At 73.6% G+C, this 25,154-nt stretch carries 25 protein-coding genes and 1 pseudogene; 7 read left to right on the top strand and 19 right to left on the bottom strand.

What is annotated here, in order from left to right; all coding sequences use genetic code 11:
* Positions 1-58: 58 nt before the first annotated feature.
* Together tsaB and AB0K07_RS19930 are read right to left on the bottom strand one after the other, a co-directional pair.
* Entirely contained in the window at positions 59-736 is a 678-nt protein-coding gene (tsaB, locus tag AB0K07_RS19935; RefSeq protein WP_363756888.1) for a tRNA (adenosine(37)-N6)-threonylcarbamoyltransferase complex dimerization subunit type 1 TsaB, read from the bottom strand.
* A gap of 37 nt (positions 737-773) precedes the next feature.
* Entirely contained in the window at positions 774-914 is a 141-nt protein-coding gene (locus AB0K07_RS19930) for a hypothetical protein (RefSeq protein WP_363756887.1), read from the bottom strand.
* Positions 915-1,240: 326 nt separating this feature from the next.
* Here AB0K07_RS19930 and AB0K07_RS19925 point away from each other — a divergent pair, with 326 nt between their 5' ends.
* Complete coding sequence (locus AB0K07_RS19925) at positions 1,241-1,945, top strand: helix-turn-helix transcriptional regulator (protein WP_363756886.1); 705 nt, start codon at positions 1,241-1,243, stop codon at positions 1,943-1,945.
* Between the two features lie 65 nt (positions 1,946-2,010).
* Here the strand turns inward: AB0K07_RS19925 and ung are convergent, their stop codons facing one another.
* From ung to AB0K07_RS19895, 6 genes are all read right to left on the bottom strand, one after another.
* Positions 2,011-2,712 (bottom strand): uracil-DNA glycosylase, encoded by a 702-nt coding sequence (gene ung, locus AB0K07_RS19920; RefSeq protein ID WP_363756885.1) that lies wholly within the window; start codon positions 2,710-2,712, stop codon positions 2,011-2,013.
* 69 nt (positions 2,713-2,781) lie between these two features.
* A complete protein-coding gene (gene tsaE / locus AB0K07_RS19915) occupies positions 2,782-3,264 on the bottom strand; it encodes a tRNA (adenosine(37)-N6)-threonylcarbamoyltransferase complex ATPase subunit type 1 TsaE (RefSeq protein ID WP_363756884.1) in 483 nt (160 codons plus the stop codon).
* Positions 3,265-3,279: 15 nt separating this feature from the next.
* The gene (locus AB0K07_RS19910; RefSeq protein ID WP_363756883.1) at positions 3,280-4,365 is read right to left on the bottom strand and encodes an alpha/beta hydrolase; all 1,086 of its coding nucleotides are present in this window, start codon (positions 4,363-4,365) and stop codon (positions 3,280-3,282) included.
* On the bottom strand, positions 4,362-5,480 hold the full coding sequence (gene alr, locus AB0K07_RS19905; RefSeq protein WP_363756882.1) for an alanine racemase: 1,119 nt from the start codon (positions 5,478-5,480) through the stop codon (positions 4,362-4,364). Before alr ends, AB0K07_RS19910 begins: the two co-directional genes overlap by 4 nt.
* Positions 5,481-5,571: 91 nt before the next feature.
* On the bottom strand, positions 5,572-7,041 hold the full coding sequence (locus AB0K07_RS19900) for an NAD(P)H-hydrate dehydratase (RefSeq protein WP_363756881.1): 1,470 nt from the start codon (positions 7,039-7,041) through the stop codon (positions 5,572-5,574).
* A 54-nt stretch (positions 7,042-7,095) separates the two neighbouring features.
* Entirely contained in the window at positions 7,096-7,464 is a 369-nt protein-coding gene (locus tag AB0K07_RS19895) for a holo-ACP synthase (protein ID WP_363756880.1), read from the bottom strand.
* Between the two features lie 173 nt (positions 7,465-7,637).
* On the opposite strand from AB0K07_RS19895, the gene AB0K07_RS19890 reads away from it, so the two are divergent.
* Both AB0K07_RS19890 and AB0K07_RS19885 read left to right on the top strand, forming a co-directional pair.
* Positions 7,638-7,934 carry a hypothetical protein gene (locus AB0K07_RS19890; RefSeq protein ID WP_363756879.1) on the top strand — a complete coding sequence of 99 codons (297 nt, stop codon included), beginning with the start codon at positions 7,638-7,640 and terminating at the stop codon, positions 7,932-7,934.
* On the top strand, positions 7,931-9,601 hold the full coding sequence (locus AB0K07_RS19885; protein WP_363756878.1) for an alpha/beta hydrolase: 1,671 nt from the start codon (positions 7,931-7,933) through the stop codon (positions 9,599-9,601). Before AB0K07_RS19890 ends, AB0K07_RS19885 begins: the two co-directional genes overlap by 4 nt.
* 83 nt (positions 9,602-9,684) lie before the next feature.
* On the opposite strand, the gene glmS is transcribed toward AB0K07_RS19885, so the two are convergent.
* Positions 9,685-11,598 (bottom strand): glutamine--fructose-6-phosphate transaminase (isomerizing), encoded by a 1,914-nt coding sequence (glmS, locus tag AB0K07_RS19880; protein WP_363756877.1) that lies wholly within the window; start codon positions 11,596-11,598, stop codon positions 9,685-9,687.
* 200 nt (positions 11,599-11,798) lie between these two features.
* Here glmS and AB0K07_RS19875 point away from each other — a divergent pair, with 200 nt between their 5' ends.
* The gene (locus AB0K07_RS19875) at positions 11,799-12,992 is read left to right on the top strand and encodes a pyridoxal phosphate-dependent aminotransferase (RefSeq protein ID WP_363756876.1); all 1,194 of its coding nucleotides are present in this window, start codon (positions 11,799-11,801) and stop codon (positions 12,990-12,992) included.
* A 129-nt stretch (positions 12,993-13,121) separates the two neighbouring features.
* On the opposite strand, the gene glmM is transcribed toward AB0K07_RS19875, so the two are convergent.
* The 6 genes from glmM to AB0K07_RS19845 form a co-directional block, all read right to left on the bottom strand.
* Positions 13,122-14,480, bottom strand: coding sequence for a phosphoglucosamine mutase (gene glmM, locus AB0K07_RS19870; protein WP_363756875.1), 1,359 nt, complete (start codon positions 14,478-14,480; stop codon positions 13,122-13,124).
* A gap of 117 nt (positions 14,481-14,597) precedes the next feature.
* Complete coding sequence (gene rpsI / locus AB0K07_RS19865) at positions 14,598-15,062, bottom strand: 30S ribosomal protein S9 (RefSeq protein WP_363756874.1); 465 nt, start codon at positions 15,060-15,062, stop codon at positions 14,598-14,600.
* 20 nt (positions 15,063-15,082) lie between these two features.
* Positions 15,083-15,526 (bottom strand): 50S ribosomal protein L13, encoded by a 444-nt coding sequence (gene rplM, locus AB0K07_RS19860; RefSeq protein WP_363756873.1) that lies wholly within the window; start codon positions 15,524-15,526, stop codon positions 15,083-15,085.
* A 357-nt stretch (positions 15,527-15,883) separates the two neighbouring features.
* Positions 15,884-16,228 carry a hypothetical protein gene (locus AB0K07_RS19855; RefSeq protein WP_199723366.1) on the bottom strand — a complete coding sequence of 115 codons (345 nt, stop codon included), beginning with the start codon at positions 16,226-16,228 and terminating at the stop codon, positions 15,884-15,886.
* The gene (locus AB0K07_RS19850) at positions 16,167-16,454 is read right to left on the bottom strand and encodes a DUF6364 family protein (RefSeq protein ID WP_363756872.1); all 288 of its coding nucleotides are present in this window, start codon (positions 16,452-16,454) and stop codon (positions 16,167-16,169) included. The genes AB0K07_RS19855 and AB0K07_RS19850 overlap by 62 nt, the downstream gene beginning before the upstream one ends.
* A 70-nt stretch (positions 16,455-16,524) precedes the next feature.
* Positions 16,525-17,232, bottom strand: coding sequence for a methyltransferase domain-containing protein (locus AB0K07_RS19845; protein WP_363756871.1), 708 nt, complete (start codon positions 17,230-17,232; stop codon positions 16,525-16,527).
* A gap of 339 nt (positions 17,233-17,571) precedes the next feature.
* On the opposite strand from AB0K07_RS19845, the pseudogene AB0K07_RS19840 reads away from it, so the two are divergent.
* Together AB0K07_RS19840 and AB0K07_RS19835 are read left to right on the top strand one after the other, a co-directional pair.
* Positions 17,572-17,667 (top strand): annotated as a pseudogene (locus tag AB0K07_RS19840) (nitrite reductase (NAD(P)H) small subunit); the annotation flags it as partial.
* Positions 17,667-18,755 carry a uroporphyrinogen-III synthase gene (locus AB0K07_RS19835; RefSeq protein ID WP_363756870.1) on the top strand — a complete coding sequence of 363 codons (1,089 nt, stop codon included), beginning with the start codon at positions 17,667-17,669 and terminating at the stop codon, positions 18,753-18,755. The pseudogene AB0K07_RS19840 and the gene AB0K07_RS19835, both read left to right, overlap by 1 nt.
* Positions 18,756-18,798: 43 nt before the next feature.
* On the opposite strand, the gene AB0K07_RS19830 is transcribed toward AB0K07_RS19835, so the two are convergent.
* From AB0K07_RS19830 to AB0K07_RS19815, 4 genes are all read right to left on the bottom strand, one after another.
* Entirely contained in the window at positions 18,799-19,422 is a 624-nt protein-coding gene (locus AB0K07_RS19830; protein ID WP_363756869.1) for an ATP/GTP-binding protein, read from the bottom strand.
* Positions 19,403-19,768 carry a DUF742 domain-containing protein gene (locus AB0K07_RS19825; RefSeq protein ID WP_363756868.1) on the bottom strand — a complete coding sequence of 122 codons (366 nt, stop codon included), beginning with the start codon at positions 19,766-19,768 and terminating at the stop codon, positions 19,403-19,405. Before AB0K07_RS19825 ends, AB0K07_RS19830 begins: the two co-directional genes overlap by 20 nt.
* Before the next feature lie 90 nt (positions 19,769-19,858).
* Positions 19,859-20,266: a roadblock/LC7 domain-containing protein gene (locus AB0K07_RS19820; RefSeq protein ID WP_007465177.1), complete on the bottom strand. Its 408-nt coding sequence runs from the start codon at positions 20,264-20,266 to the stop codon at positions 19,859-19,861.
* Positions 20,263-23,469, bottom strand: coding sequence for a nitrate- and nitrite sensing domain-containing protein (locus AB0K07_RS19815; RefSeq protein WP_363756867.1), 3,207 nt, complete (start codon positions 23,467-23,469; stop codon positions 20,263-20,265). The genes AB0K07_RS19820 and AB0K07_RS19815 overlap by 4 nt, the downstream gene beginning before the upstream one ends.
* A gap of 444 nt (positions 23,470-23,913) precedes the next feature.
* On the opposite strand from AB0K07_RS19815, the gene AB0K07_RS19810 reads away from it, so the two are divergent.
* Positions 23,914-25,095: an ABC transporter substrate-binding protein gene (locus AB0K07_RS19810; RefSeq protein ID WP_363756866.1), complete on the top strand. Its 1,182-nt coding sequence runs from the start codon at positions 23,914-23,916 to the stop codon at positions 25,093-25,095.
* Positions 25,096-25,154: the final 59 nt, after the last annotated feature.

Below are 25,154 nucleotides of genomic sequence, written 5' to 3'. Positions count from 1 at the left end.
CACGGAGCAGCCTCTGTTCGCGACTGCGGGGCTCGCAACCCCGGCTCACTCCTCGCGCTCACGGGAGGACCGGTTTACGGCCGGCCGCCACCACGGCGTCCGGGCGGCGCAGGTAGAGCGGGGTGAGCCGTTCGCCGGGCGCGCCGGCCCGGATCCGCTCGGCGGCGAGCAGCGCCAGCACGGTCGCGTCCGGGTAGCGCGGCTCGACCCGGACCGGCAGGCCCAGGGTCTCGGCGTACCGGTGGGCGCCGTCGCCGACCGCCACCGTCGCCCCCAGTTCCCGGGCGCGGGCCGCGGCTACCACGGGCGTGGACACCTCGGGCCCGACGATCCGCTGGCCGGCGCCGTCGTAGACGGCCCAGTACAGCTCCTTGCGCCGAGCGTCGCTGGCGGCCAGCACCGGCTCGCCGACGGCCGCCGGGTGACCGATGGCGTCCAGCGAGCAGACCCCGTAGGTGGGGATGTTGAGCACCTGGCCCATGGTGGCGGCGGTGACCAGCCCCACCCGCAGCCCGGTGAACGGCCCCGGCCCGAGCCCGGAGACGATGGCGCCCAGGTCCTGCGGGCGCGCGTCGGCGTCGGCGAGGACCGCGTCAATCTGAGGCGCCAGCAGTTCGCCGTGCGCGCGGGCGTCGACCGTGCACCGGTGCGCCCGGGACGCCACTCCGTCCGCCGAGACCTCCGCCAGAGCCGCGGTCACCGCGGGGGTCGAGCTGTCCACCACGAGTACGAGCACGGTAAGCCAGCCTAGCCGCCCCGCCGCCGGCCCCCGGTCACGCCCCGCCCCACTGCCATGCCACCGCCCACGGCCCGACCACCGCCTCGGGCCGGACCCCGGCCCGAGCCCCCACGGCAGCCGCCACCCCGGCCCCGTCCACCACTCCGACCCCGTCCACCACTCCGGGCCGCGTCATGCCGGCCCGGCTCGCGCTGCCGGATCCGTCCTGATGCGGATGGGGAGCGAGCCGCACTCCGGCGTGCCCGACGTCCCCGCCCACTGGGTGACAGCTCGGCGACCCGACCGAGCGGCCGGGCCGCCCGTCCCACCGCGCGGCGGCACCTCCCCTGGTGAGCGCTATACCTGTGAGTCATAAACATGACTCACAGGTATAGCGCTCGTGAGGATTACCCGGCCGAAAAGGCACGTCATCCGGCACCGGAGACCTCGGTCGAAAGCTGGCCAGTCATCAATCCGCCTCAGCGGTATCGGCTACGGCCCGGCCTGGTCCACCATCCCGGGATGTCATCCACTCGCCTCGTCACTCTGCTCGGCAGCACCATCCGACAGCAACGGCACCTGAGAGAGCTGAGCCAGTGCGAGCTCGCCGAGTTGGCCGGAGTCAGCCAGGCGGCGGTGGCCCGCATCGAACGCGGCAACCGCGCACCCAGCATCCCGGTGCTCGAAGCGTTGCTGGCCGCGATGGACGTGCAGCTGGTTGTCGGGATCGAACCGCTGGACGCGCACCTCGACGCCCGGATCGACGACCTGGCCGCCCGGCCGATCGCCGAGCGGATCGAAGAGCTGGGCCTGAACCGGATGCTGGACCGGCTCACCGACTTCCCACAGGTGATCACCGGGAGCACGGCGGCCCTGTTGCAGGGCGCGCCGGTGCCCGTCGCGGCGCTGGAGATCGCCCTGCGTTGGCAGGACTCGAAACGGTTCACCCGCTGGCTGGAGGCGGCCTACGGCCAGCGGTGGAACGCCCGCTGGGGCGAGTTCGGCGGGGTGTGGTTGGAGCCCGAGGAGCAGGGCGAGCATCTCTGGACGACCCGCTACGGCGAGATCAGGGCGACAATGTGTGACGAACTGCCCGAAACGATAGAGGTACGCCACGCCGGCCGGGGTTACCGGGTCGTGCCGCTGGTCGAGCTGGAGCTGACCGAGCCGCGGGCGGCCGACCTGCTCCGCCGATACCGGGCCCGGCAGGCCGCCGGCGGGGAGTGACGGAACCCCAACCCCGTCGGCGGGACCGGGTCAGCCGGCGGATCGGGCCAGCCCGGCGGCGCGGGTCAGCCGGCGGTGCGGTCCCAGTCGATGGTGGGCAGGCCGGCGTCGGCGAGCGCCTTGTTGGCCGCGCTGAACGGCCGGCTGCCGAGGAAGCCGCGCGGGTTCATCGGGCTGGGGTGGCCAGCCTCCAGCACCACGTGCTGCGGGTTGGTGACCAGGGCGGCCTTCTTGCGGGCGTAGCCGCCCCAGAGCAGGAAGACCACCCGGTCCGGTGAGGAGTCCAGCGCCCGGATCGTGGCGTCGGTGAACTCTTCCCAGCCGGAGTTGGCGTGCGAGCCCGGGGTGGCCTGACGGACCGTCAGCACCGCGTTGAGCAGCAGCACGCCCTGCGCGGCCCAGCCGTCGAGGTTGCCGCTGCGCGGCTTGGGCACGCCCAGGTCCTCGCCCAGCTCCTTGAAGACGTTGCGCAGCGACGGCGGCACCGCCACCCCGTCCCGGACGCTGAAGCTCAGCCCGTGCGCCTGCCCGGCCCGGTGGTACGGGTCCTGCCCGAGGATGAGCACCCGGGTGCTCTGCGGCGGGCAGAGCCGGTAGGCGGAGAACAGGTCCGCCAACGGCGGGAAGACGGTCTGCGTCGCGTACTCCCGCGAGACGAACTCGGCCAGCGCGGCGGTGCGGGCCTGGTCCAGGTGGGGGGTGAGCACGGCACGCCACTGCTCCGGCAGCAGGGCCAGCAGATCCAGGGCGGGGGCGTCGTCGGGCATCGGGAACCTCTCACAGCGCGGGTCGGTCCCCCGCACTCTAGGCACCGGGTACGACAGCGGCCGGGCGGCCTAGCCCAGATCGGCGAGCCGCCGGGCCCAGTCCCCACCGACCGGGTCGAGCTCGACGATCCGCGTGTCGTCGTCGCGGCGGTCGATGCGGACCCGCAGGTGCGCGTCCACCAACTGCTCCACCAGGCCCTCGCCCCACTCCACCACGGTCACCGACTCGTCCACCGAGGCGTCCAGGTCGAGGTCGTCGATCTCGGCGCGCGGGTCCGTGGCGTCGCCCAGGCGGTACGCGTCGGCGTGCACCAGGGCCACCCGGCCGCCCCGACCCGGGTCCGGCCGGTGCACCCGCGCGATCACGAACGTCGGGGACGTGATGTCCCCGAGCACCCCGAGCCCGGCACCTATGCCCTGGGTGAGGGCGGTCTTCCCGGCACCCAGCGGCCCGGTCAGCAGCACCAGGTCACCGGCGCGCAGCAGCCCGGCCAACCGGCGGCCGAACTCCCGGGTGTCCTCGACGGTCGGCAGCTTGACGACGTGACTCACCGTTCCTCCGCGCTATCAGAGTGACTCGAGGAACCGCGCCAGCGCGGCGTTGACCTCGTCCGCGTGCTCCAGCATCACCACGTGCCCACTGTCCTTGATCTTCACGAACTCGGCGTGCGGCAACCGCCGGACGATCTCCTCCGAGTGGGTCACCGGAGTAATCATGTCCTTGTCGCCGACCACCACCAGCACCGGCGTGTCGGCCAGGGCCGCGAGCGCCGGGAAGCGCGAGTGGGTGGCCAGGGTCCGCAGGTAGCGGGTCACCGTGTCGGCCGACGTCCGGGAGTTCATCATCTCCACATAGGACACCAGCGCCGGGCTGGGCTTGCGGGTGCCGAAGCCGTACTTGCGGGTGAGCAGCCAGGCCACGTTCGAGGTCGACTTCCGGGCCTTGTCGATCACCGGCCCGCCGTACCGGGTGGCGTTGCTGACCATGAACAGCACCGGGCCGCCGACCCGGCCGAGCAGCGCCGGCGCGACCAGCTTGGTCTCCGCGACCAGCCCGCCCGAGGTGGCCATCAGCACGGTGCCCACCACCCGGTCACCGAACAGCTCCGGGAACAACTCGGCGAACGCCATGATGGTCATGCCGCCCATCGAGTGGCCGACCAGCACCAGCGGCCCGTCCGGGGCGGTACGGTCGATCACCCGACGCAGCGTCCGGCCGAGCACCGCGAGGTCGTACTCGCCGGTCTCCAGGCGGCCGGACCGGCCGTGGCCGGGCTGGTCGTACGCCACGATCCGGTAGTCGCCGCGCGCCGCGAGCATCTGGCGCTGGAAGTGGAAGGTCCCCATGTCCAGGCAGAACCCGTGCACCAGCACCACCGTCGGGTGCCCGGGCACCGGCCGGGTCGGCTCGACCACCTCGACGTGGATGTCGGTGCCGTCCGGAAGCTCCAGCCGGAACGCCTCGTCGTACCGCTGCTCGCCGAACGGCTCGTGCGCGTAGCGGTCGGCCGGGTCGGCCTTGAGCCGGCGGACCAGGGTGCGTTCCGTCGCGACGCCGGCCGCGAGACCGGCCGCCGCCACCCCCACCGCCGCGCCGACGATCCCGGCGACCCGGCCCGCGGCCGTCCTCGGCCGCGGAATGCGATAGCTCATGGCCGTTCGCCGTCGTAGACCCGGGGCACCCGCGTGCCACCGAACCGGGTGACGATCTCGTAGTTGATCGTGCCGACGGCCTCGGCCCAGTCGTCGGCGGTCGGCTCGCCGTTGGCGCCGCTGCCGAACAGCGTCGCGATGTCGCCGTCGGCCACCGGGTCGTCGCCGCAGTCCAGCACGAACTGGTCCATGCAGACCCGCCCCGAGATGGTCCGCCGGGCACCGGCGAGCTGCACCGGCCCGCTGTTGGACGCGTGCCGGGGCACGCCGTCGGCGTACCCGAGCGGCACCACGGCCAGGTTCGCGTCGCTGCCCGTCGTGTAGGTGTGCCCGTAGGAGACGCCGGTGCCGGACGGTACCCGCTTGGTGAGCACGACCCGGGCGCGCGCGGTCATCGCCGGTCGCAGCCCGTACGTCTCGCCCGCCACCGGGGAGAGCCCGTAGACGGCCAGCCCGGGACGGACCAGGTCGAAGTGGGTGTCCGGCCGGGTCAGGGTGGCCGCCGAGTTGGCCAGGTGCCGCCAGCGCGGGCGCAGCCCGGCCCGCTCCACCATGGTCAGCCCCTCGTGGAAGACGGCCAGCTGCCGGTCCGTGGTCGGGTGGCCGGGCATGTCCGCGTACACGAAGTGGCTCCACACACCGACCACCTCGATCAGCCCGTCGGCCTGCGCCTTGGCGGCGGCGTCCAGCAGGGCCGGCCAGTCGGCGACGGTCGCCCCGCCCCGGGACAACCCGGTGTCGATCTTCAGGTGCAGCCGGGCCGGACGCTCGGCGCGCCGGCTCGCCTCGATCATCTCGTCGAGTTGCGTCAGGCTGGCCGCACCCAGGTCCACGCCGGCGCTGACGCCCTCGTGCAGCGGCAGCCCGGGCGCGAGCAGCCAGGCCAGCACCGGCACCGCCACCCCGGCCCGACGCAGGGTGAGCGCCTCGTCGAGGGTGCAGACACCGAGCCAGTCCGCCCCGGCGTCGATGGCCGCACGGGCGGCCGGGACCATGCCGTGGCCGTACCCGTCGGCCTTCACCACCGCCATCAGCTCGGCGGTGGTGCCGGACCGGAGTCGGCTCACGTTCTCACGGATCGCGTCAAGATCGACGCGTACCTCGGCCTGCCACATACACCCAGCCTACTTTCCGCCGTGATCACCGCGGGCGGCGACGCACGTCCCGGGGCTCGCCGAACGCGTCATCCCGGCCAGACGGGGATGATCAGGGCAGCCGGGCGACAACCGGGCGCAGTGCGGTGGCCACGTCAGGCGCGGTCACCGGCCCGCCCCGGGCCGCCTCCCGGCCGGCCAGCCCGTGCAGGTACGCGGCCGAGGCCGCCGCCCGGTCCGCGGGCACACCGGCCGCCAGCAGTGAGCCGAGCAGCCCGGCCAGGACGTCGCCGGTGCCGCCGGTGGCCAGCGCCGGGGTGCCGGTGGGGTTGACGTACGCCCGGCCGTCCGGCGTGCCGATCACCGTGCGGTCCCCCTTGAGCAGCACCACCGCGTTCATCCAGGCGGCCAGCCGCAGCGCCGAGGCGACCCGGTCGGCGCCCGGCTCCTCGCCACAGAGCCGGGTGAACTCCCGGTCGTGCGGGGTGACCACGATCGGCGCGTCCCGGCCGCGCAGCCGGTCGGCGAGCGAGCCGTCGACCAGCAGGGTCAGCGCGTCGGCGTCGAGCACCACCGGCACCGGAGCGGCCAGCACGGCGCGCAGCTCGGCCGCCGCGTCCTCGCCCGTGCCCAGCCCGGAGCCGCAGACCCAGGCCTGCACCCGGCCCGCGTCGGCGACCCGATCGGTGGCGATCACCGAGGGGTGCTGGTGCAGCACCTCGGCCCGGGCACCGCCGGCGTAGCGGACCATGCCGGTCGGCCCGGCCAGCGCGCCGCCGACGGAGAGCACCGCCGCGCCCGGGTACGTCGCCGAGCCGGTGGACACGCCGACCACGCCCCGGGTGTACTTCTCCGACGCCGGGCCCAGCCTCGGCCACCAGTCGACCAGGTCGGACCACTCGGTGACCCGCAGCGCCGGGGTGCCCCGCAACCACGGCCGCAGCCCGATGTCGATCAGCTCCACGTGGCCGGCCAGGGCGGCGGCCGGCCCGACGACCAGGGCGGGCTTCAACGCGCCGAAGGCCACCGTCACGTCGGCGCGGACCGCGGTGGGCCGGCCGGACGCGGACAGCGGCACGTGGCCGGTGTCCACCGCCACACCGCTCGGCACGTCCACGGCCAGCACGGTGGCCCGTCCGCCGTCCCGCCCGCGCAGCTCACCGAGGCGCTGGACCACCTCGTCCGCGTTCGTCCGCAGCCCGCCGGTGCCACCGATGCCGACGATGCCGTCCAGGACCAGGTCGACCGGGCCGGTCGGGCGGTCCACCAGCCGGCCGCCGGCGGCCCGCAGCGCGGCCAGCCCCGCGGCGTGTGCCCGCCCGGGGGTGAGCAGCAGGGCGGACACGGTGACGCCACGGCGAGCCAGCCGCTCACCGGCGTACAGCGCGTCGCCCCCGTTGTCGCCGGAGCCGACCAGCAGCAGCACCCGCCCGCCGTATACCCCGCCCCGCTCCGCGAGCAGCAGCGCCGCCCGGCGGGCCAGCCCGGCGGCGGCCCGCTGCATCAGCGTGCCCTCCGGCAACGTGCCCATCAGCCCCGCCTCGGCCGCCCGTACGTCGGCCACCCGCCACACCGGTCTCATGCCACCGTGCCCCATCCCGCTAGGGGGCGGGCCGGACGGCCCACCCGGCCGACGTCACCGTTCCGCGACCACCATCGCCGACGCGATCCCGCCGTCGTGCGACAGCGAGAGATGCCAGCGGTTGACCCCACGCTCGACGGCCGCCGCCGCGACCGTGCCGGACACCGTCAGCCAGGGTCGGCCGTCCGGGTCGGGCACGATCTCGCAGTCGTGCCAGCTCAGCCCGGCCGGCGCGCCGAGTGCCTTGGCGACGGCCTCCTTCGCGGCGAAGCGGGCGGCCAGCGACTCGGGCGAGCGCGGGTTGCCGGAGCGGGTGGACCGCTCGGCCTCGGTGAAGAGCCGGTCGACGAGCAACGGCGTCCGCGCCAGGGCCCGGGCGAACCGGTCCACCAGGACGACGTCGATGCCGACAGCGACGATCACCAGACCACCCTACCGGCGGCGGAGGCGGCAGATTAGCCGTCGGCCCCGCACCGGGCAACGCCTGTGGACAGGCCGGGGTACGGCCGTCGACGGCTGTCCACAGGGCACTCCCGGGCGTCCCGGGCCCGCCTAGCGTCGGCACGTCGATGCCGATCGCACACGGGGGTGTGGGGATGACAGAGGAGCCGTTGACGGTCCGACCGGAGCTGCTGGGTGGGGTGGCCCGGGCGCTGGACGACGACGCGTACCGGCTGGCGCACGGGCTGGTCGGGGTGCCTGGGCTGATGGTGCCGGCACCCGACTGGCGGGCCGGCGCGGCGCTGGTGGGGCTGGAGTCGGCGGTGCACGGGTGGCTGGGCCGCCTCGGCGGCCTGGTGGCGGCGACGGGCGGTGCGGTCCGCACGGCGGTGGAGTCGTACCGGGCGGTGGATGACCGGGCGGCCCGCCGGCTCGCCGCGCTACCCCGGTGACCGCGCCGACGCGCCCGCGCGCGGCCGGGCCGGTGGGTGCCCGAGGGCGCGTCACGGCGGACCCGGCCGGCCCGCCTGCGGTCGGTTACGCCCAGCTGTGGGCGGCCGACCCTGGGGCGTGGCGGGTCGCCGGGGCGGCCTGGGCCAGGCTGACCACGCTGGTCGAGACGCGGGCCGGCGAGCTGGGCACGGGCGCCCGGGCGTTGCGGGTCGCCTGGTCGGGCCGGGCGGCCACGGCGGCCGACGGGCGGCTCGCGGAGCTGCGCGGCGAGCTGACCTCGATCGCGCCCGCGCTGATCGAGGCCGATCAGGTGCTCGCCGAGTTCGCCGGCCGGCTCTCCGCGGCGAAGGGCCGCCTGGCCGAGGCGGTGGCGCTGGCCGAGGCTGCGGGGCTGCTGGTCGACCGGCACGGGCGGGTCGGCGCGGATCCGGCCCGGTCCCGGCCACCCGGTGAGCGGGACGGGCCGGCGACAGCCCGGGTGGCGGCGGCGCTACGGGCGGCGCTGGAGCTGGCCGGGGCCGCGGACCGGGCCGCGACGGCCCGGCTCGACGAGTTGGCCTCGGCAGCCGCCGGCGGCTGGCAGGCACCTCCGCCGCCCGGCCGCCCGGCACCGGGTGCCACCCCGGTCGCGGTGCGGGCGTGGTGGGCGGGGCTGACCCCGGCGCAGCGCCGGTGGCTGGTGGGGCACGAGCCGACGCTGGTCGGGCGGCTCGACGGCGTGCCGGTGGCCGCCCGGGACCAGGCCAACCGGCTGCTGCTCGGGGCCCGGCGGGAGGAGCTGCTCGCCGAGCGACGGAGGCTGCTGTCCCGCGTGCCTCCCGGGCCGGTCGCCGCACTGCGGCTGCGCGGCGTCGAGGCGCGCCTGGCCGGTCTGGACGCGCTCGGCGACCGGCTGGCCGGGCCGCAGGTCCCGAGGGCCTACCTGCTCGGGCTGGATCCGACCGGCGAGGGACGGGTGGTGGTCTCGCTCGGCGACCCGGACCAGGCCGATCGGGTGGTGACCTACGTGCCGGGGATGACCTCCGGCCTCGACGACGCGCCGGGTGAGCTGACCCGGGTGGGGCGCGTGCAGGGCCGGTGCGCCACCCTCGACCCGGGCGAGCAGACGGCCGCGGTGCTCTGGCTGGACTACGACGCCCCGGACTTCCTGCACGAGGCGGCCTCGGCCGGCCAGGCCCGGGACGCCGGCCCGGCGTTGCACCGTTTCCAGGAGGGGCTGCGGGCCAGCCACGAGGGGCCGGCGGCCCGGCAGACGGTGCTCGGGCACAGCTACGGGTCGCTGGTGGTGGGCATGGCCGCCCGGGACCACGGGCTGGCGGCCGACGCGCTGGTCTTCGTCGGCTCGCCGGGGGTCGGCGTGGCGCACGCCGCCGAGTTGGGCGTGCCGTCCGGGCAGGTCTGGGCGAGCAGCGCACCGGACGACGTGATCCGGCTGACCCGTCCACCGGACGACCTGGCCCGGCGGCTGCTGCTCGGTCCGTCGCCGGTGGCCGCCGCGCTCAGCCTGGTCGGGCACGGCGAGCACGAGCTGTGGTTCGGCCGGGACCCGGCCGGGCCGGGTTTCGGCGGGCGGACGTTCCCCAGCGGGCGGCACGGCCACGTCGGCTACTGGGAGCCGGACAACCCGGCACTGGACGGGATGGCCCGTATCGTCCTGGGTCGCTGACCGCCGGGCCGTGTCGGGGCACGACGAAGGCCCCGGTCGCCGCGTGGTGCGACGTCCGGGGCCCAGGTCGGCAGTCGGGCCGGTTACTCGACGGTGACGGACTTGGCCAGGTTACGGGGCTGGTCCACGTCGTGCCCCCGAGCCGCGGCGATCTCGGCGGCGAGCACCTGGAGCGGCACGGTGGTGACCAGCGGGGCCAGCAGGGTCGGCGTACGCGGCACGTAGATCAGGTGGTCGGCGTACCGGACGACGGCCTCGTCGCCCTCCTCGGCGATCACGATGGTCCGCGCGCCACGCGCCCGCACCTCCTGGATGTTGGAGACGACCTTGTCGTGCAGCATGCCCCGGCCGACCGGCGAGGGCACCACGCAGATCACCGGGGTGCCCTCGTCGATCAGGGCGATCGGGCCGTGCTTCAGCTCGCCGGCGGCGAAGCCCTCGGCGTGCATGTACGCCAGTTCCTTGAGCTTGAGCGCGCCCTCCAGGGCCACCGGGTAGCCGACGTGCCGGCCGATGAACAGCACGGTGGGCTCGGACTTCAGCTCCCGGGCGAGCTCACGCACGGGGTCGATCCGGTCGAGCAGCTCACGCAGCTTGCCCGGGATCTCCTGCAACTGCGCGACCACCGCGCCCACCTCGTCGGCGAACTTGATCCCGCGCACCTGGGCCAGGTGCAGGCCGATCAGGTAGCAGGCGACGACCTGGGTGAGGAACGCCTTGGTGGACGCGACGGCGATCTCCGGCCCGCCGTGGGTGTAGAGCACCGCGTCGGACTCGCGGGGGATGGTCGAGCCGTTGGTGTTGCAGATCGCCAGCACCCGGGCCTTCTGCTCCTTGGCGTGGCGCAGCGCCATCAGGGTGTCCATCGTCTCGCCGGACTGCGAGATCACCACGATCAGCGTGGACCGGTCGAGCACCGGGTCGCGGTAGCGGAACTCGCTGGCAAGCTCCACCTCGCAGGGGATCCGCGTCCAGTGCTCGATGGCGTACTTGGCGACCATGCCGGCGTGGTACGCCGTGCCGCAGGCCACGATGAAGATCTTGTCGACGTCGCGCAGATCCTGGTCGCTGAGGCGGACCTCGTCGAGGGCGATCTCACCGGTCTCGGTGAGCCGGCCGAGCAGCGTGTCGGCGATGGCCTGCGGCTGCTCCTCGATCTCCTTGAGCATGAACCAGTCGTAACCGCCCTTCTCGGCGGCCGACGAGTCCCAGTCGATGTGGAAGTCCTTGCCGGTGGCGGGCTGGCCCTCGAAGTCGGTGATCTCGATGCTGTCGCCGGTGATCAGGACGATCTGGTCCTGGCCCAGCTCCACCGCGTCCCGGGTGTGCTCGATGAACGCGGCCACGTCACTGGCCAGGTAGTTCTCCCCGTCGCCCCGGCCGACGACCAGCGGCGAGTTGCGCCGGGCGCCGACGACCGCGCCGGGCACCGCGGCGTCCACCGCGAGCAGGGTGAACGCGCCCTCCAGCCGCTGGCAGACGACCCGCATGCCGGCGGCGAGAAGCTGCGGGCTGTCCGGCTGGCCGGCGGCGCGCAGGTCGGCCAGCGCGGCGGAGAGCAGGTGGGCGGCGCACTCGGTGTCGGTGTCGCTGGTGAACTGGACGCCGTCGGCCTCGAGCTCGGCACGGAGCTTGGCGAAGTTCTCGATGATGCCGTTGTGGATCACCGCGACCCGGCCGTCGGGGGCGAGGTGGGGGTGGGCGTTGCGGTCGGTCGGGCCGCCGTGGGTGGCCCAGCGGGTGTGCCCGATGCCGGTGGTGCCGTCACCGATGCCGATCGGGCTGGCCGCGCACGAGGCCGGGTCGTCGGCGGCCCGCTCGGAGAGCACCTTCTCCAGGTTGGCCAGCTTGCCGGCCTTCTTCTCGGTCAGCAACTGGTCGTCGCAGACGATGGCGACGCCCGCCGAGTCGTAGCCGCGGTACTCCAGTCGCCGGAGCCCGTCGAGCACGATGCCGAGTGCGGGGCGCGCGCCCGCGTATCCCACGATTCCACACATGGCCCGCAGCCTAACCCAGTTTCGCTCACGATGGTTGCTCGAAAGTCGGGTAAACGAACATTGAGATTGAGCGAACGTCCGGCGCACCGCGCCGACCTGGCCGGATCGCCGGCCAGGCGTACGACAACGCGGGCGTTCACCGCACCCCTGCCTACCCGCGCACCTAGGGTCGCAACCGGCCGGCACGTAGGCTGGCGCAGGTGACGACGAGCACCGATGTCGACCCGCTGGTGGCCCGGATGCGGCCGTTCGGCACGACGATCTTCGCCGAGATGTCCGCCCTCGCCGTACGGACCGGGGCGGTCAACCTCGGCCAGGGCTTCCCGGACACCGACGGCCCACCGGAGATGCTGGCCGCCGCCGCCGAGGCGCTGCGCGGTGGGCAGAACCAGTACCCGCCCGGGCCGGGGGTCCCCGCCCTGCGTGCGGCGGTCGCGGCCCACCAGCGGCGGTTCCACGACCTGGCGTACGACCCGGACAGCGAGATCGTGATCACCGCGGGCGCGACCGAGGCGGTCGCGGCCAGCATCCTCGCCCTCTGCGAGCCGGGCGACGAGGTGGTCTGCTTCGAGCCGTACTACGACTCGTACGCCGCCTCGATCGCCCTGGCCGGCGCGGTCCGGCGGCCGGTCACCCTGCGCCCCGCGGCCGACGGCCGGTACGCCTTCGACCCGGCCGCGCTGCGCGCGGCGTTCGGCCCCCGCACGCGGCTGGTGCTGCTCAACTCGCCGCACAACCCCACCGGCAAGGTCTTCACCCCGGACGAGCTGGCGCTGGTCGCCGAGTTGTGCCAGGAGCACGGCGCGTACGCGGTGACCGACGAGGTGTACGAGCACCTGGTCTTCACCGACGCAGCCAGCCCGCACGTGCCGCTGGCCAGCCTGCCCGGTATGCGGGAGCGGACGCTGCGCATCTCGTCGGCCGGCAAGACGTTCTCCTGCACCGGCTGGAAGGTCGGCTGGGTGAGCGGCCCGGCGCCGCTGGTGTCGGCGGTGTTGCGGGTGAAGCAGTTCCTCACCTTCGTCAACGCCGCCCCGCTGCAACCCGCGGTCGCCGTGGCGCTGGCGCTGGCGGACGACTACTACGCCGGTTTCCGGGACGGGCTCCAGCAGCGCCGTGACCAGCTCGTCGGCGGCCTCACCGACGCCGGGTTCGAGGTGCTGGTGCCGGAGGGGACGTACTTCGTCACCGCCGACGTCACCGCCCTCGGCGGCCGGGACGGGGTGGAGTTCTGCCGTTCGCTGCCGGAGCGCTGCGGCGTGGTGGCCGTGCCGACGCAGGTCTTCTACGACGACCAGGAGGCGGGCCGGCGACTGGTCCGGTTCGCCTTCTGCAAGCGCCCGGAGGTGCTGACCGAGGCGGTCACCCGCCTGCGGCGGCTGTCGACCACCTGACGCCCACGGCCGGGTAGGCCCGTCCGTGTTCCCGCCATGGTCGCTGTGGAGCTGATGTCGTAGACGACTCAGCTCCACAGCGACCCAGGTTCGACAGGACCAGCCGGAGGTCGTGGCGCCCGCGGGCCGCTACGCCCCGGCGGGACTGGCGCTGCGGACCAGGGCGGCGATCCGCTCGGCGACCTCGCGGGCGGTCGCCTCGGTGGCCGCCTCGACCATCACCCGGACCAGCGGCTCGGTGCCCGACGGGCGCAGCAGCACCCGACCGGTCTCGCCCAGCTCCGCCTCGGCCCGCTCGACCTCGGCGAGGACGGCCGGCGCCGCGGCGCCGACGGTCCGGTCGCCGACCGGCACGTTGATCAGCACCTGGGGCAGCTTGGTGACCACCGAGGCCAGCTCCGCGAGGGACTGGCCGGTGGCCGCCATCCGGGCCATCAGGTGCAGGCCGGTGAGCACCCCGTCGCCGGTGGTGGCGTGCGCGGGCATCACGATGTGGCCGCTCTGCTCACCGCCGAGCGCCAGCCCGGAGCCGCGCAGCTCCTCCAGCACGTACCGGTCGCCGACCTTCGTCTCGATCAGCCGGATGTTCTGCGCGGACATCGCCAGCCGCAGCCCGAGGTTGCTCATCACGGTGGCCACGAGGGTGTCCTGGGTGAGCGTGCCGGCATCGCGCATCGCGAGCGCGAGGATGGCCATCACCTGGTCGCCGTCGACCTCGTCGCCGTCGGCGGTGACCGCCACGCAGCGGTCGGCGTCGCCGTCGTGGGCGATGCCCAGGTGGGCGCCGTGCTCGACCACTGCGGCGCGCAGCGCCTCGATGTGGTTGGAGCCGCAGTCGTCGTTGATGTTCAGCCCGTCCGGCTCGGCGTGGATCGCCACGACCTCCGCGCCGGCCTCCCGGTAGGCGACCGGGGCGACCTCGGCGGCGGCGCCGTTGGCACAGTCGACCACGACCTTGATCCCGTCGAGCCGGTGCGGCACGGTGCCGACCAGGTGCTGGACGTAGTGGTCGGCGCCGTCGAGCAGGTCGTGCACCCGGCCGACGCCCGCGCCGATCGGCCGGTCCCAGGCGGTGGTGGCGTTCGTCTCGACGGCCGCCTCGATCTGCATCTCGATCTCGTCGGGCAGCTTGTGCCCGCCGGCGGCGAAGAGCTTGATGCCGTTGTCCGGCATCGGGTTGTGGGACGCGGAGAGCATCACCCCGAGGTCGGCCTTGGCCTCCGCGGTGAGGTACGCGACCGCCGGGGTGGGCAGCACGCCGACCCGTACGACGTTGGCGCCCGCGCTGGTCAGCCCGGCGACCACGGCCGCCTCCAGCATCTCGCCGCTGGCCCGGGTGTCACGGCCGACCACGGCGAGCGGCGGATGGCTGCGGTCCGTCTCGGCGAGAGTGTGCGCGGCGGCCACGGCGAGCGCGAGCGCCAACTCGGGGGTGAGATCGGCGTTCGCCCGCCCGCGTACGCCGTCCGTGCCGAACAACCGACCCATACCCGCCAACCTCCGATGAGCACTACCGATGAGGAGAAAGCGGAACGGCCGGCCCACCTCCCCGGTCGAGGGGAGGCGGACCGGCCGTCCGTCAGAAGTACAACGCGCTGGTGAAGATCAGCGCTTCGAGTACTGAGGAGCCTTACGGGCCTTCTTGAGGCCGTACTTCTTGCTCTCCTTGACCCGGGCGTCCCGGGTCAGGAAGCCGGCCTTCTTGAGGGCCGGACGGTCGTCCGGCTCGTTGACGATCAGCGCCCGGGCGATGGCCAGCCGCAGCGCACCGGCCTGGCCGGTGGTGCCGCCGCCACGCAGGTTGGCGATGACGTCGAACTGCTCGGGCTTCTCGGCGGTGACCAGCGGGTCCTTGATCAGCTGCTGGTGCACCTTGCTCGGGAAGTAGGCCTCGAGGTCACGGCCGTTGCAGGTGATCTTGCCGGTGCCCGGGACGATACGAACCCGGACGATGGCCTCCTTGCGCCGACCCACGGTCTGGATCGGGCGGTCACCACGCGGCGCGCGGGCGACGGGCGCCGGCGCCTCGGTGGCCTCGGGGGCAACCTCGGTCTCGGTGATGTCGGTCATGCTGCTTCCTTCGCCCGCGCTCACTGCGCGATCTGCTTGATCTCGAACGGCATCGGCTGCTGCGCGCCGTGCGGGTGCTCGGCACCGGCGTAGACCTTCAGCTTCTTGATCAGCTGACGGCCGAGCTTGTTGTGCGGGAGCATCCCCTTCACGGCCAGCTCGATGGCCCGCTCGGGGCGCTTGGTCAGCAGCTCCTCGTAGCCGACCTGCTTCAGACCACCCGGGTAACCGGAGTGGCGGTAAGCGATCTTGGTCTGGCGCTTGTTGCCGGTCAGCGCAACCTTGCCCGCGTTCACGATGACGACAAAGTCGCCCGTGTCGACGTGCGGCGCGAAAGTCGGCTTGTGCTTACCACGCAGCAACGTGGCGGCGTGGGTGGCCAAGCGGCCCAGCACGACATCAGAGGCGTCGATGACGTGCCACTGACGCTCGATCTCACCCGGCTTCGGGCTGTACGTACGCACAGGTCTACCTTGTCTCGTCGTCGGTCTGGGGTCGCGCGCCGAGGTGACCAGGCGCGCACGAACGACCAAGCGTACCTGATAGGGCACGCCTCTGGATGTCGTACAACAGCAGGCAACGATACCCGGCGCCCCATCGGCAGGTCAAAACGGGGGTACGGCCGCGCGTGCCGGCGTAGCCCATCATGGCACAGCTCACACGCCGGCCAGCCGGGCCGCCCCCCGCCGACGGTAGAAGAACCAGGTCACCGCGAAACAGAGCGCGTACCAGCCGATGGTCGGCGGGGATACGAGGGCCGCACGGCGGCCGGGCGGCGGTGGTGAGCCCGCACGGCACGAGCGGGGTGTCGCGGTCGACGGTCAGAGCTGCTGGAGGATGCGCAGCGCGCGGCCGACCCGGAGCATGGTGTCGGTGTCGGCGACATCCACGCAGTCGGTGAACCACTTCTTCATCGGCGAGGAGAGCCGGTCGGGCATCACCACGTACCGGCCCATCGACACGGCGAGCGGCGAGTCGCGCAGCAGCGACTCCTCGACCACCTCGACGACGATCACGATAGGCACGTCGGTGGAGTTGTAGACGTCCGAGCTGATCACGAGTCCGAGGCGTTCCCGAGCGCCCTCGATGCGCCAGACCTCACCCCTACGCAGCACGCGGCCGGCCGCGGAAGAGCAGGTCGTCGACCATGCCCACCTCGCGGGCATCGGCGAGGGCGGCGGATTCCAGGTCCAGACCGGCGCGGCCCACGGCGGCGGCGTGTGCGCTGAAGACCTCGCGCAGCGCCTTCTCCCGGGCGGCCTGGTCCATCCACGCGGAGAGCGACAGCCCCTCGCGCTTGGCGAACCGCCTGGCCTCCTCGATCGTCTCGTCTGTGAACGACAGGGTCACCTTGGCAGTCATGCCGCTGAGACTACCCAGCGGTATGACCATCAGTCATCCTCGTGGTCGGAGCGCTCCCCATCGGCGTCGAAACGCACATTCCGCCGGCAGCTCGCGGATGTCAGCGCCCGGCACCGGCCGCCCGGCCGCCGAACACCGCGAAGCGCCACTCCTTGAAGTTACAGTCGACGTCGACGAGGCCGGCCTCGGTGAGCCAGCGGCACTGGTCGGCCACGGTCGCCGGTCGGTCGTGCCGCATCCGCTCCCGGGCGGCGGCGATCTCCTCGGGAGGCGAGCCCAACTCGGTGATCCGGGCGGTCCACACCTCGTCGTAGCGCCGGTCCAGGGCCGGGGTCGGGCCGGCCACCTGTTCGGCGTTGACGAACACCCCGCCGGGCACCAGCGCGTCGGCGGCCCGCTGGTACAGGGCCTGCTTGCCGGAGTCGTCCAGGTGGTGGATCGCCAGGGCGCTGACCACCGCGTCGTAGCGGCCGGCCGGCAGCGGGTCGGCCAGGTCGGCCCGGACCGTCCGGTGCGGCACGGACCGGGCGTGCAGTTCGTCGGCGGCGCGGGCGAGCATCGCCGGTGCCGCGTCCACCAGGGTCAGCCGCACCCCCGGCACCGCGGCGGCGAGCAGCAGCGAGAGCAGGCCGGTGCCCGCACCCAGGTCCAGCACCTCCGGGGTACGCCCGGCGGCGAGCGCGGCGCGCAGTGGTGGCGTGGCGACCTGGACGGCGGTGCCGTAGAAGGCGTCGAAGCAGGGCACCAGCCGTCGACGGGCTTCGTCGTAGCTGCCGGCCACCGCGTCGAACGCGTCCGCCACGCTCATCGCGCTCTCCCAAATGTCGAGACGGCTTTCCCACATTCTAGATCACAGATGCCGTCCCGCAAACGCCTCCCTTGCGCCGGCGCGGTGTGAGCCGCACTTGACAGGACCGAAACAGAAGGGACCCGGACCGGAAACCGCCCGGCGGCACGCTTTCCCGACATGACAGACGGTGCACGGTCGACAACTCGACCGGGGCTCTCGCCCCGGGAGGCCGCGACACACTGCCCGTACTGCGCGCTCCAGTGCGGCAACGCCATGAACGGTGGCGAACTGGTCGTCATCGGCAACGGCATGGTCGGACAGCGCTTCGTGGACGCGCTGCGGACCCGCGATCCGCACGGGCGCTGCCTCGACCTGCCCGGGGTGGCGGTGGGCCGACACGACGTGCGCTGCCGGGACGGGCTGGTCGAGGTGCGGCTGCGGCAGGAGGCCTGATGCGGGAGGAACTGGCCGGCTTCACCATCGGGGTGACCGCCGACCGCCGGCGCGACGAGCTGGCCGCGCTGCTCGAGCGGCGGGGCGCCCGGGTGGTCCTCGCCCCGGCACTGCGGATCGTGCCGCTGTCCGACGACACCGAGCTGCGCGCGGCGACCCGCGCCTGCCTGGACCGACCGCCGGACATCCTGATGGCCAACACCGGCATCGGCATGCGGGGATGGCTGGAGGCGGCCGAGGGCTGGGGGCTGGCCGAGCCGCTGCGCTCGGTGCTGGCCAGCTCGTACGTGGTGGCCCGAGGCCCCAAGGCGCGTGGCGCGATCCGGGAGGCCGGACTGCACGACCAGTGGTCACCGGCCTCGGAGAGTTGCGACGAGGTGGTCGACCACCTGCGCCGGCGCGGCGTGGCCGGGCAGGTGATCGCCGTGCAGCTGCACGGCGAGCGGCAGCCGGAGTGCACGCTGGCGCTGGAGGCGGCCGGAGCCACGGTGATCGAGGTGCCGGTCTACCGCTGGGCGCCGCCCACCGACCCGGCGCCGCTGCACCGGCTGGTCGACCTGATCGCCGGCCGGCTGGTGGACGCGGTGACGTTCACCTCGGCGCCGGCGGTCGAGGCACTGCTGCGGGCGGCCGGGGACCGTACCGACGCCGTGCTGTCCGCGTTCCGTGGTGAGGTGCTGGCCAGCTGCGTCGGCGCGGTGACCGCCGAGCCACTGCTGCGGCTCGGGGTGCCGGTCAGCGCGCCGGGGCGGGCCCGGCTCGGCGCGCTGGTACGGACCATCGTCGACGAGTTGCCCCGCCGGACGACGACGTTCAAGGCCGGCGGGCATCTGCTCACCCTGCGCGGGCACGCCGCGGTGATCGACGGTGAGCTGCGCCCGCTCGCCCCCGCTCCGATGGCGGTGCTGCGTGCGCTGGCCCAGACCCCCGGCCGGGTGCTGTCCCGGACCGCGCTGCTGCGGACCCTGCCCCGGGGCGCGGACGAGCACGCGGTGGAGATGGCGGTGGCCCGACTCCGGGCCGGCCTGCGCGCCCCCCGCGTGGTGCAGACCGTGGTGAAGCGCGGCTACCGGCTCCGGGTCGACTGACGCGTCGCGGGCCGGCCGGTGTGTGCCGGCCGGCCACGTCGGATCAGCCGACCGGCGTGGGGAAGCCCCGGCCGTGCTCGGCCTGGAGCCGGAGCATCGCGTGCTCGACCACCGTCACCAGCACCTGCTTGACCGACTCCCGATGCCGGGCGTCGGTCATCACCAGCGGCACCTGCGGCGAGATGGCCAGCGCCTCACGGACCTCCTCCGGCTCGTACTGGGGAGCGCCGTCGAACCGGTTCAGCGCCACCACGTACGGCAGGTTGCGGTTCTCGAAGTAGTCCAGCGGGGCGAAGGCGTCCGTGATCCGGCGGGTGTCCACCAGCACGGCGGCGCCCACCGCACCCCGGATGATCTCGTCCCACATGAACCAGAACCGGGTCTGGCCGGGTGTGCCGAAGAGATACAGGATCAGGTCCTGGGCCATGGTGATACGGCCGAAGTCCATGGCGACCGTGGTGGTCTCCTTGCCCGGCACCTTGGACGGGTCGTCGATGCCGACACCGGCCGCGGTCATCACCGCCTCCGTGGTCAGCGGTGTGATCTCGGAGATCGAACCGACCAGCGTCGTCTTACCGACGCCGAAGCCGCCCGCGACGACGATCTTCGCGGAGACGATTCCCCGGCTCTGCCGCCCCCCAGCGGGGTCATAGCCTGCGAAGTCCACTTAGCACCCTTCCAAGCAGTTCCATCCGCTCCTCGAACCCCTCGGCGGGAGCAGCAGTGTGTAACGTCAGCAGGCTCTCGGCCACCATGTCGGCGACCAGCACCCGGGCGACGCCCAGCGGCATCCGGGTGTACGCGGCGATCTCCGCCAGCGACTGTGCCCGGCCCTCACAGACCGTGGCGATGCGGTGCTTGTCATGCCCCGCGAAGCGGGACTCGGCGACCTGGGTGGGAGAGGACGTGAGGACCGCCTCGAGGGCGATGTCCTGCCGGGGCTCGGTACGACCGCGGGTGACCGCGTAGGGACGTACCAGGGCGCCGCGCGGGTCAGCGCGTCGTTGGTCCATCCCCGGTCACCTCCTCGTCCCCCGTGGAGCCGGTCCACACCGCCTCCCCTCCCTGGTCCGGCGCGCCGTCGGCACGCCGTGGTCTCGTCGCTACGAGCGCACCGCGTCGCGCGGCAGCGGCACCAGTGCGGCACCCACCCGCTCGACCAGCAGCGCCATCTCGTAGCCCACCTGGCCCACGTCGCAGCTGCGCGCGGCCAGCACGGCCATCGACGAGCCGTCGCTGATCGACATGAGGAAGAGGTAGCCGCTGTCCATCTCGATGACGGTCTGCAACACCCCGCCCGCGCTGAACATCCGGGCCGCGCCCTCGGTCAGGCTCACCACTCCAGAGGTGATCGCAGCGAGCTGGTCCGCCCGGTCTCCCGGGAGGTCCCGGGAGGAGGCGAGCAGCAGCCCGTCAGCGGACACCGCCACCACGTGGGCGATGCCCGCCACGCTGTCGGCGAAGTTGGTGAGCAGCCAACCCATGTCCTGCATGGCAGCTGGCCTGTTCATCGGCTCTCCTTGGTCGAGGTGCTGTTCACGTCCGTTCCGGCCGACCGTCCGCGCTGCACGCCACGGTGGTAGGCCGACAACAGACCGCGTACTTCATCGGGGGTCCGCCGGCTGCGGTCCCGGCCGGCCTTCGGTTCGATGCCGCCCGGCACGAGCTGCGCCTGCGGCACCCGCTTGGGAAGCCCGGAGCGGGTGGTTCCAGCGGCGGCCGGCTCGGCGGCCCTGCTGGCCCGGGACCAGCCCTCGTCCGCGGCCGTCCGCCAGGCGCTCGGGTCCACCGCCGGAGCGGCGGGCGCGCTCGGAGTGGCGGGCGCGCTCGGAGTGGCGGGCGCGCTCGGAGTGGCGGGCGCGGCCGGCGTGGTCCGGGCGGCCGGCGGCGGGCTGTACGACGGCGGCGGAGGCGGTGCCGCCGTCCCGGCTCCGAGCCCGCCGGTGCCCGCGCTGCCCGGCGTTCCGGTGCCATCGGTGGCGGAGCTGCCCGGGGTACGGGTCGGCAGTGGCGGTCGGGCCGGCGACGCTGCCGGCGCGGACGCGGCGGTCGTGTGACCCCCGCCGCCCGAGCGCGAGCCGGCGTCGGCGGGCGGTGGCGGCGAGTCGAACTGCGGCCGGGTGAAGATCGCGGTGGCGTCGTCGCCGTGCGACCGGAACCAGACCGCCTCCATCTCCCGGAAGATCGGTGCCTCGGCGGGGAAGTCGGGCCGGTTGCTGACCGGGGCGGCCGGCATCGGCGGCGCGGGCGGCGGTGCGACCGCACCCGGGCCGGCGACCGGCCCGACCGGCAGCACCGAGGCGCTCCGCGCGTCGGTGGCGTCCGCCCCCGAGCCGCGCCGGGGCAGCGGGTCGACGGTCGGGTACGCCACCGTCGGGCTGCCCAGGGAGGCACCCCCGCCCTTGCCGTACGGAGTCCGTGCCGGCGGGGCCGGTGCGGCCGGGGCCGGTGCGGCCGGGGCCGGTGCGGCCGGGGCCGGTGCGGCCGGGGCCGGTGCGGGCGGCACCGTCGCGTGTGCCCCGGTGAAGCCGCCGGCCTGCACTGCCGGGGCGGTGTTCCGGGCGTCCAGCGGGGACTGCCAGGCCGCCGGTGTCGGCGTGCTCGTCCGCCACTGGTCGGGCAGCGTCGCCGCCGAGGTGGTGGCGCCGGCGAACGGCTCGGCGTGACCGACCGGGGTGAGCGGCGTCTGCTCGACCGCCATCGGCTGGCGCGGCCGGGTCAGCACCTGCTCGCGGCCCCGGTTGGCGGGCAGCACCACGGTCGCGGCGGGCAGCGTCACCTGGGCAACGGTGCCGCCCTCCATGTTGCGGCGCAACTCCACCCGGATGCCGTAGCGGGAGGCGAGCCGGCTGACCACGGCCAGACCCATGAGCCGGAACGCGGCGACGTCGACGCTCGGCGGCGCGGCCAGCCGACGGTTGAGCGAGTCGAGCTGCTCGTCGCTGAGGCCGAGCCCCCGGTCCTCGATCTGGATCAGCACGTAGTCGCGGATCCGGCGACCGTCGGCGACCACAGTGGTGTTCGGTGGCGAGAACCGGGTGGCGTTGTCGAGCAGTTCGGCGACGAGCCGCACCACGTCGTTGACCGCGTGCGCGGCCACCGAGATGTCCGTGTCCACCGTGCCGAACTCGATGCGGTTGTACAGCTCGACCTCGGACTGGGCGGCGCGCAGGACGTCCACCACCAGCGCGTCGTCGCGACGCGGTACGGCGGAGTCGGCGCCGGCCAGGACCAGCAGGTTCTCGTCGTTGCGGCGCATCCGGGTGGCCAGGTGGTCCAGCTCGAAGAGCTGCGCGAGCCGCTTCGGGTCCTCCTCGCCACGCTCGATCGCGTCCAGCTCGCCGATCATCCGGTCGACGAGGGTCTGACTGCGGCGGGCCAGGTTGAGGAACATCGCCGAGACGCTGGTGCGCAACGCGGCCTGCTCGGCCGCGACCCGCACCGCCTCCCGGTGTACGACGTTGAAGGCCAACGCGACCTGTCCGACCTCGTCGCGGTTGGTGAGCTGGATCGGGTCCCGGACCTGGCGGACGATCTCCTCCACCCCGCCGTCGCCCACGCTGCCCATGTTCTGCAGCCGCTGCACCGCGTCGGGCAGGTCGTGGTTGGCCACCGAGAGCGCGCCCTCGCGCAGCCGGCGCAGCGAGTGGTTCAGTGAGCGGGCCAGCACCACGGCCAGCGACACGGCGATGATCAGGGTGAGCAGCACCAGCACCGACTCGACCACGGCCTGCCGGATGACGTTCGCGCGCGCCTGGTCGGCCTGCTCGAACAACCGGTTCTGCAGTTGGATCTCGGCCCAGCGCATCAGGTCGTTGACCGCGCCGATGGAGGCGGTGGCGTCCTGTGCGGTGACCAGCGGTCGTTGCCCGACCGAGCGGGTGATGTCGGTGGCCACCCGGTCGGCCAGGCCGACGGCGTCACCGGAGACGGTGCTGTTGACCAGGGCGCGCTGTTCCGGGTCGGCGGCGAGCGAGAAGGCGACCAGGGCCTCCTGCTGGCTGGTGAGCGTGGCGACGAAGGAGGAGAACTGTTCCTCGTCGAGCTGGCCGGCGGTCAGGGCGGTGAAGGCGACCGCGCCCTCCTCGGCGACGGACGCCTTGGCCCGGGCGAACGCGGCGACCGCGCGCCGGCTGTCCGACAGGCTCTCCTCGCCGGGCAGCTGAGCGAGCCCGTCACCGTAGGCGACCAGGTCGGTGAGGATGACGCCGTACCGCAGGACCGCCTCGGCGACGGCCATCTGCCGGCGGTCCAGCACCTCCTGGCGGGTGCCGTCCAACGTGTCCAGGTGGTCGTCGATGGCGGCCAGCCGGTCCCGCAGGGCCGCCGGCACCTCGCCGATTCGGCCCCGCTCGGCGCGGTACTCGTCCACCCGCTGCTGCGTCTGGCGGACCCGCAGGTTGTACGCGTCGGCGGGCTGCTGCGGTGCGGCCAGGTAGGCCGCCGCGGCCATCCGCTCGACCTGGAGGTCCTGGGTCAGCGCGCTGACGTCGATGGAGAGCGCGGTGAGCGACCGCGCCCGGGTGGCGTCGAGGGCGCCCTCGCCGACCGAGATCAGCCGGACCGTGGCCAGCGCGATCACCGCCGCCACCGGGACGACCAGGATCAGTGCCAGCTTGGACCGGATCCGGGCGTCGCGCAGTCTAGGCATCCGTCGGCGGGTGGGCCGATTGGTGTCGCCGAGCGCGGGCAGGGTCGTCGGTCCGGTGCTCACGACATCGCCTCCGTCGTTTCTTCCCCGCCTGACCCGCCGAACCGTGCCGCAAGCGGAGGGGACCACGCGCGGCACGGCCGCGATTTCATCAGAGAAGGTCCTCTTTGGGAAGCCGCAGTGGGGCAGGAAACGGTCGGACGGCACGCAACCCGTGATCCGGTCAACTGATACCTTCATTTCCGCAAGCCCCTGAACAGGGCATGTAACTCCAGAGTGGTCGCGCGTGTATGCAAAGTGAGCTTTTGCAAACATTGCGTTACCCCAGCATGTGGGATGGCCGTCCCGAAAATGCGACCCGCGTCCGCGCTTGACCACAGCGCCGGCCATTGGCAAGGTTTTGCAGGCTTCGCGCCAACCGTACGGCAGAGGAGACCCCGTCCTCCACTGAGGACGGATTAGCGGCGGTGACCGGGCAGCGCCCGCGCCCGCACCTGGAGGACTGAGTTGAGCCCCATCCGCTCCGCGACCATCGCGGCGCTCGCATCGGCCGTCGTGGCCACCACGCTCACCGGCTGTCAGTTCGGTGGTGCGGAGCAGGACACGAGTCCGATCGTGATCGCCGCCGACCTCGAACTCTCCGGCGCCGCCGCTCCGGTCGGCCGGGCATACCAACGGGCCCTGGAACTCAAGGTCGAGCAGTTGAACTCCTCCGGAGCACTGAACGGCCGGAAGATCGATCTGAAGGTCAAGGACAACCGTTCCGATGCCGCGGAGTCGTTACGCAACATCGTTGACTTCAGCGGTGATTCCCGGGTCAGCGCCATCATCATGGGTGGCTGCAACGAATGCGCGGTCGGCGCCGTCGGGACCATCAACGAGAAGCGGATTCCCACCATTGCGCTCGCCGCTTCCGGCGCGATCGCCAGCCCGGCCGCAGAACGGCGATACGTGTTCAAACTAGGCCCGAACGCCGCGGACAGCGCCGCGGCACTCACCACCGAACTGCGTCGCAAGAACGTCCGCAAGGTGGGCCTGCTCCACAGCGACGACGACTACGGCCGGGAGGGCGCGGTCGCACTCCGCCGGGAACTGGCCAAGACCCCCATCAAGCCGGTCGGCGAGGAGTCGGTGAAGACCACCGACACCGAGGTCTCGCAGCAGATCGGGCGGTTGGCCGGGCTCAAGCCCGACGCGCTGGTCATCTGGACCCCGCCGGAGCAGGCGACGCTGGCCGCCACCAGCGCCCAGCAGACCGCCTTCCGCGGGTCGCTCTTCTTCGACCCGGGCGCGGCCGGCGACCTCTTCCTCGGCGCGGCGGCCCGGGCCACCGAGCGGGCCACGCTGATCTTCACCCAGACCATGGTGATCGACGACGTGATCGCCACGACGCCGGCGAAGGCGGCCCGGCGGCAGTGGTTCCAGGACTACACCGCCCGCTTCGGCGGGTACAACGGGTCCTCGTCCTTCGCCGCCGACGCGATCCAGCTCATCGCCGACGCCGAGCTGCGTGCCGGTGGTCCGGCCGGGCAGGTGGACCGCGACGGCATCCGGGACGTGCTGGAGACGTCCCAGATGGACGGTCTGTCCGGCCCGATCCGGATGACGCCGGACAACCACTCCGGGCTGATGCCGCAGGCACTCACCACGCTGGTCGCGCGCAACGGCCGGTGGCGGCTGGCGGGGTAGCCGCTCCACACCGTCCGCGCGTCACGGTCACCGCAATGGGCCGGCCTCCGGTGGGGGCC

Origin of the sequence: Micromonospora sp. NPDC049301, from assembly GCF_040678715.1 — a bacterium.
Lineage (GTDB): Bacteria > Actinomycetota > Actinomycetes > Mycobacteriales > Micromonosporaceae > Micromonospora.
The sequence above is the reverse complement of the archived record's forward strand: the minus strand, read 5'-3'. Positions and strand labels throughout refer to the sequence as shown.

Coding starts and splice junctions, on each gene's coding strand:
- AB0K07_RS19930 (WP_363756887.1), bottom strand. CDS start 914: ATGACGCGGCCCGGAGTGGTGGACGGGGTCGGAGTGGTGGACGGGGCC.
- AB0K07_RS19925 (WP_363756886.1), top strand. CDS start 1,241: ATGTCATCCACTCGCCTCGTCACTCTGCTCGGCAGCACCATCCGACAG.
- ung (WP_363756885.1), bottom strand. CDS start 2,712: ATGCCCGACGACGCCCCCGCCCTGGATCTGCTGGCCCTGCTGCCGGAG.
- AB0K07_RS19910 (WP_363756883.1), bottom strand. CDS start 4,365: ATGAGCTATCGCATTCCGCGGCCGAGGACGGCCGCGGGCCGGGTCGCC.
- alr (WP_363756882.1), bottom strand. CDS start 5,480: ATGTGGCAGGCCGAGGTACGCGTCGATCTTGACGCGATCCGTGAGAAC.
- AB0K07_RS19900 (WP_363756881.1), bottom strand. CDS start 7,041: ATGAGACCGGTGTGGCGGGTGGCCGACGTACGGGCGGCCGAGGCGGGG.
- AB0K07_RS19890 (WP_363756879.1), top strand. CDS start 7,638: ATGACAGAGGAGCCGTTGACGGTCCGACCGGAGCTGCTGGGTGGGGTG.
- glmS (WP_363756877.1), bottom strand. CDS start 11,598: ATGTGTGGAATCGTGGGATACGCGGGCGCGCGCCCCGCACTCGGCATC.
- glmM (WP_363756875.1), bottom strand. CDS start 14,480: ATGGGTCGGTTGTTCGGCACGGACGGCGTACGCGGGCGGGCGAACGCC.
- rpsI (WP_363756874.1), bottom strand. CDS start 15,062: ATGACCGACATCACCGAGACCGAGGTTGCCCCCGAGGCCACCGAGGCG.
- AB0K07_RS19855 (WP_199723366.1), bottom strand. CDS start 16,228: ATGCCCGCGAGGTGGGCATGGTCGACGACCTGCTCTTCCGCGGCCGGC.
- AB0K07_RS19850 (WP_363756872.1), bottom strand. CDS start 16,454: ATGGTCATACCGCTGGGTAGTCTCAGCGGCATGACTGCCAAGGTGACC.
- AB0K07_RS19845 (WP_363756871.1), bottom strand. CDS start 17,232: ATGAGCGTGGCGGACGCGTTCGACGCGGTGGCCGGCAGCTACGACGAA.
- AB0K07_RS19835 (WP_363756870.1), top strand. CDS start 17,667: ATGCGGGAGGAACTGGCCGGCTTCACCATCGGGGTGACCGCCGACCGC.
- AB0K07_RS19825 (WP_363756868.1), bottom strand. CDS start 19,768: ATGGACCAACGACGCGCTGACCCGCGCGGCGCCCTGGTACGTCCCTAC.
- AB0K07_RS19820 (WP_007465177.1), bottom strand. CDS start 20,266: ATGAACAGGCCAGCTGCCATGCAGGACATGGGTTGGCTGCTCACCAAC.